The following is a 7,940-nucleotide window of genomic DNA, read 5'->3' on the forward strand; positions in this document are numbered from 1 at the left end:
CGTCCCAAAAGTTTCATAATTAGTGTATAATAGAAAGGTATGACCATTAATCAAGGAGGGCTATCATGAAACAGATATTCTTATCATCCGTTGGACAGTTTGACGAAATTGAAACTTTCCAGCCGGGCTCTTGGATTAATTTAGTCAACCCCTCACAAGAAGAGTCTGTCAAATTAGCCGAGCAATTTAATATCGACATCACTGACTTACGTGCACCGCTCGATGTGGAAGAAACGTCACGTGTTGCTATCGAGGATAACTATACCTTGATTATCGTTGACGTTCCGACCCAGGAAGAGCGTAATCACAAAAATTACTATGCCACCATTCCTTTGGGCATCATTGTTACAAAGGAGGCTATTATTACCACTTGTCTTGAGCCCTTATCTCTCTTTGATAATTTCCTCAAAAAGCGAGTGAAGAATTTTTACACCTTTATGAAAACGCGTTTCGTCTTTCAACTGCTTTATCGCAATGCTGAGCTCTTTCTGACAGCGTTGCGCAGCATTGACCGCCAAACAGACCGAATTAGTGCCCATCTGGAACGTGCCACCCGAAATGAGCAAGTCATCGATATGATGGAGCTGGAAAAGTCTGTCGTTTACCTGAAGGCTTCCCTGAAACTCAATGAGCGCGTGGTTAAAAAGCTATCGTCTCATAGTAGTAGCCTGAAAAAGTACCCCGAAGACGAAGATTTGCTAGAGGATACCCTGATTGAGACCCAGCAGGCCTTGGAGATGGCGGATATCTATGGGACGGTCTTATCAGCTCTGACAGAGACGTCTGCAGCCATTATCTCCAACAATCAGAACACCATTATGAAAACCTTAGCGCTGATGACGATTGCCTTAGATATCCCTACGGTGATTTTCTCAGCTTACGGCATGAACGTCGGCGAAGCTGGTATGCCCTTTAGTCAGTATCCACAAGCTTTCACGATTGTTGTCTTGATTTCGCTTGGCTTTAGCCTCAGCGTTGTTGTCTACTTTATCAAAAATAAATGGTTCTAAAAAAACATGTTCTGTGCCAAGGCTTCTAACAGTAGCTCTATAAATCAGAATAGCTCAGCTCTGCCATTGACCACTCCCTAACTTATCCCAAACTAGAAAGGACAATCATGTCACAACTCGAACAACTCACTAAGAAAAATCAGGAATTTATCCACATCGCTACTAAGCAATTGATTAAAGATGGTAAGTCAGACGATGAGATTAAAGCGATTCTGGAAGACATTTTGCCAACGATTATTGAGGCGCAACAGACAGGCGAGACCGCTCGTCATCTGCTGGGGGCTCCGACGGTTTGGGCAGTTGGCTTTAGTCAGCCGGAAATAAGCCAGTCAGCCATCGCTGAAAAAAATACCAATCCTTATCTCATGTGGCTTGACATGACCTTACTTTTGATTGCCGTTATCGCTCTTTTGAATGCGGCGACTACGCTGTTTAGCAAGGAAGCTCTGCCGACCAAACTAGTGTCTCTGCTGGTTCTTGCGATGCTGGGTGGGGTTGCGATGTACCTCAACTACCACTTCATCTACCGTTACATGGGGCTCGACCGTAGCCAACGTCCGCCGATGTTCAAGAGTCTGTTGATTTTAGTTACCTCGATGGCACTTTGGATTACCATCAGCTCGGCGACAGCACTATTGCCAGATAGTATCAACATTACCCTTCCTCTGCCTGTTTTGCTCGTTCTTGCTGCTATCGGTTTTGGCGCACGCTATTACCTCAAACGCAAATATAATATTCAAAATGCTATGGCACCTGCTGGAAAATAAGATGGCTAAGACATCTAAACTCTCAGTTTCTGGGAGTTTTTTTATATTTTCATCAAAAAGTTTGCTACTCAACCAAGCATCTATGACAGTTAGAACCACAGGTCACTTATAGCTAACTCACACTGAACTAACAATGGTAAATTTAACATCTTTTTACTAAATTTTACTTAATAAGTGTTGATTTTCTGTAGTCGTTGAGCTATACTATAAATATATTGAAAACGCAACCAAAAGGAGTTAGCCATATTTTTATCTGACAAACAGAACCGCTATAGCATTAGGAAATTTTCCGTCGGTGTTTGCTCTGCCATTATCGGATTAAGTTTCCTAACCAGTACGCAGGTCGCTGCGGCAGAGACAGAAGAGCTTAAACCAGAAATGGCACCTGTCGTCAAGGAGGTCGTCCAGCCTATCGAGAACACACCTGCTTCAAGTCTTACAAAGGTTTCGGAGCAAGCAGAAGAAGCCGCTCAACCGACGAATCAGACTGACAATGCTAGCAGTCAGCCGACGATAGTAATGGATCGAGCAGCTGAGCCAACCAGCAGTCCAGAAGTTACCGTCGGCGTCACCAATATCAGCGCTAAATCTGGTAATAACACCAGCCCTGAAGCAGTTCTTGACGGGAACTCTAGCACGGTCTGAGAGTCTGTCCCCAGTCAACCAAACAGCTATGAGGGCATGTATGACCATAATCGCGTCTTGGATTTAACCTTGGACGGCACATACGACCTGACCAAGATTACTGTTAAAACAAGAGTTGACAATTCATTCAGCAATTATTACATTTACGCCTCCGAAGATGGCAACGACTACAAGCGCATCGCTGCTAAAGTAGACGAAACTCCTGCGACAGCTCAGGGTGAGACCTATGCCCTTGAAAACACGCGTGCAGCTTACATCCATGTCAATATGGCTTATAACTCTGAGCGTTTTATCACCAATTTAGCTGAGCTTGATATCCGTGGTCACAAGGTTTCTGACCATATTCCAGCAAAAGAACACTGTCACTGATTGGGAAAAAAGCGAGTGGAAAGAGAAATGGGATCGGTTTGAAGAAGATAAGACCTATGCCAAAGATACGGTCATCAAACAAATGGGAGAGCTGGTTGGGCGAGTTATCGGTCAAGAATGGCAGGACAAGTTCACTTTTGAGTTCAAAGAAGCCATCAATGATAAGGATACTTTTGAAATTGATAACCGCTAAGATGGCGGTATTGTCATCAAGGCCAATAACGGGATCGCCTTTGCATCAGGTTTTAACTATTACCTGATGCAAAGGTTGATTATGACCCTGTTTTCGCCTCCAACACCGCTTTTTCCGAGGTCACACCAGTAGAAGGTCCAGTGATTAAGCAGGCTAACTTTGACCACCGTTACGCCTTGAACTACACGACCTACTCCTACACCATGGCCTTTTGGGACTGGGATGAGTACGAGAAGCTTCTCGACTGGTCAGCTATGAATGGTATTAACCTCATGCTAGACATCGTTGGGCAAGAGGAAGTTCTCCGCCAGACCCTGAGGGAATTTAATTACAGTGACCAAGAGATTAAGGATTACATTCCAGGACCTGCCTACTATGCTTGGTTCTACATGCAAAACCTTTATAGCATCGGAGGTTCTCTGCCTGATAACTGGTTTGCCCAAAGGGTGGAGTTGGGGCGTCGGATTCATGACCGCATGCAGACGTTTGGCATCAAACCTGTTATTCAAGGCTTTGCTGGTCAAGTGCCTGAAACCTTTGCTCAGAAAAATCCTGGTGCTGTCCTGACACCGAAAGACCACTGGCCGAGCTTTATTCGGCTATCAATTATCAAGACCTATCTGACGCAAGAGGAGCGCCAGGCAGGTAAGGAGGATTTCTTCTCTCGGGTAGCTGATGTTTTCTATGCCAAGCAACGTAATGTTTTCGGCTCAGTATCACATTATTATTCTACTGACCCATTCCACGAAGGGGGCAATACAGGTGGCTTAGATGTCCGTCAGATTTACCGCTCTGTGCAGCAAAAAATGCTAGAACACGACCCACAAGCCATTTGGGTTATGCAACAGTGGCAAGGTAATCTAAAAGCGCCACAAATGCTGGATTTGGACAAGTCTAAACTTTTGGCTCTTGACTTGCAGACCGATATGCGGCACGAGCATGGGCTTTTTGAGAATAATGGCACGCCTTGGATTTACAACGTTCTCCATAACTTCGGTGGACGCATGGGCTCTGATGGGAACCTCACTAAAGTTGCTGTTGATCCCCTAAAAATGCTCAAGCAACGTAAGCACATGGTGGGTATCGGTCTGACAGCTGAAGCATTGGAAAACAATCCTGTCGTTTATGGGTTATTATTTGACACTAACTGGGCAGATGGGCCGATTGACATCAACCAATGGCTGGATAAATACGCAGAGCGCCGTATCGGCAGCGACCATGCACCGATTAAAGAAGCGTGGAAACTCTTGTTAGAGACCTCTTATCGCGATAAGGGACAATATTATCAAGGTGCACCGGAGTCCGTTATCAATGCCCGACCAACGGAAAACTTCAAAGCTGCTTCCACTTGGGGACATAGTAGCATTTACTACGACCGTGAAAAGATCGACCAAGCCCTGAAGTTGATGCTATCAGGCTACGACACCTTCAAAGATTCAGCCGCTTATCGCTATGATGTCGCTGAATTAGCCAATCAAGTTTTAAGCAATGGGGCTAAAGAATACTACGACCGCATGATTGCGGCTAAACAGGAACGAAACCTCAATAAATTCAACCATTATGCTGGCGAATTTCTGAAAACCATTGATTTGACAGACCAGCTGGCTGCAACAACGCAAAAATTCATGCTGGATAATTGGATTTTGATGGCTCGTAAGCTGCTGCCTGATGCTGATGATTGGACGAGCGACCTGTTTGAAGCCAATGCCAGAACGATTGTCACCACATGGGGGACAGAGCGCTCTGGTTCATTAAAAGATTACTCTAACCGGAAATGGTCTGGACTGACGGCTGACTTTTATAAAAAGCGTTGGGAAATCTGGATTCGCAATCGTCAAGCTGAGTTAGCTGGCACCAGCAAACGACTTGAGGATGTCAAAGCTGAGAGCAACTGGTACCGTTGGGAATCACGGTGGACAGCTCTCAAATCTGACACCGCCGATCTGGTCACTCAACCAGATACAACAAGCCTCGGTAGCTTAGCTCGTACAGTGCTCAACCAGCATTCTTACAGAACCATTAAACGGCAAGGGGAACAACTTATTCCTAAAAGTAATCTGGTGCTGGGTAAAACCTTTGTCACAGCTTCTGAAACAGCGGAAGGCAAAATAAGCCTGCTCAGCGATGGCTTAACGGACTTTACTTGGCAACCAAAAGGCGGCGGGCGTCATCAGTTAGAGGTTGATTTAGACGGCACTTATCGTCTGGATAGCATTAACTTGGCCTTCCCGCAGTTAGCCACAACCTTCCCATATGATATTGATGTCGAAGTGTTCAATCCCTTCCTCAACGATTGGACATTAGTGGAACGTCGCTACAATCGCCAACTGGATGCTAACGAGAGCTTTACGACGACAGCTATTGCCAGCAAGTTTAGATTAAAAATGACGTCACGGGAGACGACGTCTCCTATACGTCTCAATGATATCGAGATTATCGGTCATGCCCTTGGTGAAGAAAGGGTAAATCTTGTCAAAGGGGTAACGCCAACAACCAATAAAGGAAATACAGACAATGGTTTCCCGCTGACCAACATTACCGATGATAATGAGGACAATCTCTGGAAAACAATGGACTGGGGAACAAGAGCTTACCCAGCTACAGTTACTGTACCAGTAGCTGAAACAGCCCTAGTTGATACGATTGATGTGGTGTTTGAATCTGCTGGTCGTCCCTTTAAGTTTGTGGTGAAAGTCACCGAACTTGATGGACGAGAAACAGTGGTCTATGACCGCTACCGCAATCACACAGGGACACTTGCTGAAAAAGATTTTGTAATTCCCGTTAAACGAGCGATTCGCAGTGCTAAGATAGATTACTACGGTATCACTGGAAAAGGTACCTTTTATGCAGCTGGTCCAGCTCTTGCTGAATTTAATCTTATGGGGCACTTGAAAGCTGAGGACTATCTATTGGCAGATTATGCAGAGCTGAACAAGGTCCTCGAGCGAGTTCCTTCTAACCTGTCTTTATATAAAGAAGAAGTCGCTCAGCCACTTCAAGCATTGCTTGCGGCAATCAGTCCCAACCGGGAACGTCATGAGCAGGAGATTGTTAACGATTGGCAGAGCAATTTAACAAGCTATCTGGAGCGATTAACCTACAAGGCTTCCGATTACAGCGCCATTAGAAGCATATTGTCAACTGTTCCAGAGGACTTGACGAACTACACATTAACCACTGTGCTCAATCTCGACCGTGTGATGCAGCGGATTGACTATAACAAACTGATTACCGAGCAAGAACAGGTTGATGCCTATATCGAAACGCTTGATAAAGATGGTCACATCCTCAAGCTGAAGTTTCCAGCAACGGTCTCTCTTCCAATTGATGCCGAGAAATCTGTTGCACATGTTGTTTATTTGCCCAATAGCAATGAGCGTGAGGTCTTGCCATTTACTGAAATCGAACAAAACGGTCAGCGCTATGTTGTCTTCACCGCTAATCACTTCAGTGAATATGGGATTGTCTACAAACCAGTAGCGACTGTCCCTCCTCAACAACAGGTTACCGCAACAACTTTATTGGCAAACGATCTAGAATCTGAACGCTTAGTGAATATTTCTGAAAATATCACAGCTGTTATGAGGTCATCTGCCAGTGCACCATTAAGTCAGATGACGAATGTCGCCAAGCCAACTGCCATTTTGCCAAACACTGGCGAAGAAGATTCAAGGCTTGCAGTTACGGGAACTATTTCATTTCTCGCGGCTCTTGGGCTAGCAACCACTAGCTTAAAAAGACCTAGAGTCTCACGCAGATAAGGTTAATCAAATGGTTAAAAGCTAATCTGTTGCTCCTATTCAGAGAAGCCTATCCTAACCAAGAAACGTCCGAACATCGGGCGTTTTTTGTCCTCATTACTTTTTATTTTGTGAGATTTTAATCGTAATCATCGGCTTGAGTTTAATGCTGTCCTCTACAGTAAAGCCTATTTTATTTGAAGACTGATTCTATTTTCAGAGTGCTGAAAGTAGTTTTAAGGTTATGAAAGCAGATACAGAAGCGTGAAAATGAAACCGAAACAAAAAAAACGCTTGCAAAAAAATGGGAATAATGTATAATAAAACTTGTAAACGTAAGTTGTTATAGATTAGAAAAGGAGGCAAGGTCTATGGGCCAAATGACCAAAGAAGCATTTTTAGGTCAAGTCAAAGATGGTCTCATCGTTTCTTGTCAAGCCTTACCGCATGAGCCGTTATACAGTGAAACAGGTGGTGTGATACCGCTTCTCGCTAAGGCTGCTGAGCAAGCTGGTGCTGTTGGGATTCGTGCTAACAGCGTCCGTGATATCAAAGAAATTCAAGCGGTAACGGACTTGCCGATTATTGGCATTATTAAGCGAGACTATCCGCCACAGGAACCTTTTATCACGGCAACCATGAAAGAAGTAGATGAGCTAGCCGAACTAGGTATTGCCGTCATCGCCCTTGATTGCACAAAACGTGAGCGTTATGATGGGCTGACAATTAGCGAATTTATTGGTCAGATTAAGGCTAAATATCCAAGTCAACTGTTGATGGCAGATATTTCAACCTATGATGAAGGTATGGCGGCATATGAAGCTGGTGTTGACTTTGTTGGGACAACCTTATCTGGCTACACCTCTTATAGTCGTCAAGAGTCAGGTCCGGATTTGGAGTTGATGAAACAGTTGACAGAAGCTGGGGTAGATGTTATCGCAGAAGGTAAAATTCATTATCCTCACGAAGCAAAAGCCGTCAAAGACCTAGGTGTTGCTGGTATCGTTGTTGGCGGTGCCATTACTCGACCAAAAGAAATTGCTGAGCGCTTTATCGCCGCACTAAAATAAGAAAAAGGAAGGTTTCTAATGACAACATTAAAACTGAACAGCCTTTACAAGAAGTACCCAAACAGTGACTTCTACTCTGTTGAGGACTTTGATTTGGACATCAAGGACAAGGAGTTCATCGTCTTTGTTGGACCATCAGGTTG

The 7,940-nt window shown here is 44.5% G+C and carries 7 protein-coding genes and 2 pseudogenes; all 9 read left to right on the top strand.

The features are described from left to right. The first annotated feature begins 65 nt into the window (after nucleotides 1-65). A complete protein-coding gene (locus tag ACERC7_RS05905; protein WP_373660096.1) occupies nucleotides 66-1,010 on the top strand; it encodes a magnesium transporter CorA family protein in 945 nt (314 codons plus the stop codon). 107 nt (nucleotides 1,011-1,117) lie between these two features. Then, nucleotides 1,118-1,777, top strand: coding sequence for a DUF1129 domain-containing protein (locus ACERC7_RS05910; protein WP_373658007.1), 660 nt, complete (start codon nucleotides 1,118-1,120; stop codon nucleotides 1,775-1,777). Nucleotides 1,778-2,020: 243 nt separating this feature from the next. After that, a pseudogene (locus ACERC7_RS05915) lies at nucleotides 2,021-2,122 on the top strand (YSIRK-type signal peptide-containing protein); the annotation flags it as partial. A gap of 33 nt (nucleotides 2,123-2,155) precedes the next feature. Next, entirely contained in the window at nucleotides 2,156-2,422 is a 267-nt protein-coding gene (locus tag ACERC7_RS05920) for a hypothetical protein (protein WP_373660095.1), read from the top strand. Between the two features lie 36 nt (nucleotides 2,423-2,458). After that, complete coding sequence (locus ACERC7_RS05925; RefSeq protein WP_373666400.1) at nucleotides 2,459-2,791, top strand: hypothetical protein; 333 nt, start codon at nucleotides 2,459-2,461, stop codon at nucleotides 2,789-2,791. Beyond that, the gene (locus tag ACERC7_RS05930) at nucleotides 2,742-2,984 is read left to right on the top strand and encodes a hypothetical protein (protein ID WP_373666401.1); all 243 of its coding nucleotides are present in this window, start codon (nucleotides 2,742-2,744) and stop codon (nucleotides 2,982-2,984) included. The genes ACERC7_RS05925 and ACERC7_RS05930 overlap by 50 nt, the downstream gene beginning before the upstream one ends. Before the next feature lie 140 nt (nucleotides 2,985-3,124). Further along, nucleotides 3,125-6,748: an alpha-N-acetylglucosaminidase gene (locus ACERC7_RS05935; protein WP_373666402.1), complete on the top strand. Its 3,624-nt coding sequence runs from the start codon at nucleotides 3,125-3,127 to the stop codon at nucleotides 6,746-6,748. Between the two features lie 350 nt (nucleotides 6,749-7,098). Continuing rightward, nucleotides 7,099-7,797 (top strand): N-acetylmannosamine-6-phosphate 2-epimerase, encoded by a 699-nt coding sequence (locus ACERC7_RS05940; RefSeq protein WP_018368159.1) that lies wholly within the window; start codon nucleotides 7,099-7,101, stop codon nucleotides 7,795-7,797. A gap of 18 nt (nucleotides 7,798-7,815) precedes the next feature. Next, nucleotides 7,816-7,940 (top strand): annotated as a pseudogene (locus tag ACERC7_RS05945) (sugar ABC transporter ATP-binding protein); the annotation flags it as partial.

It is taken from the genome of Streptococcus sp. E17BB, from assembly GCF_041807725.1.
In the GTDB taxonomy this organism is placed as follows: Bacteria; Bacillota; Bacilli; order Lactobacillales; family Streptococcaceae; genus Streptococcus; species Streptococcus entericus.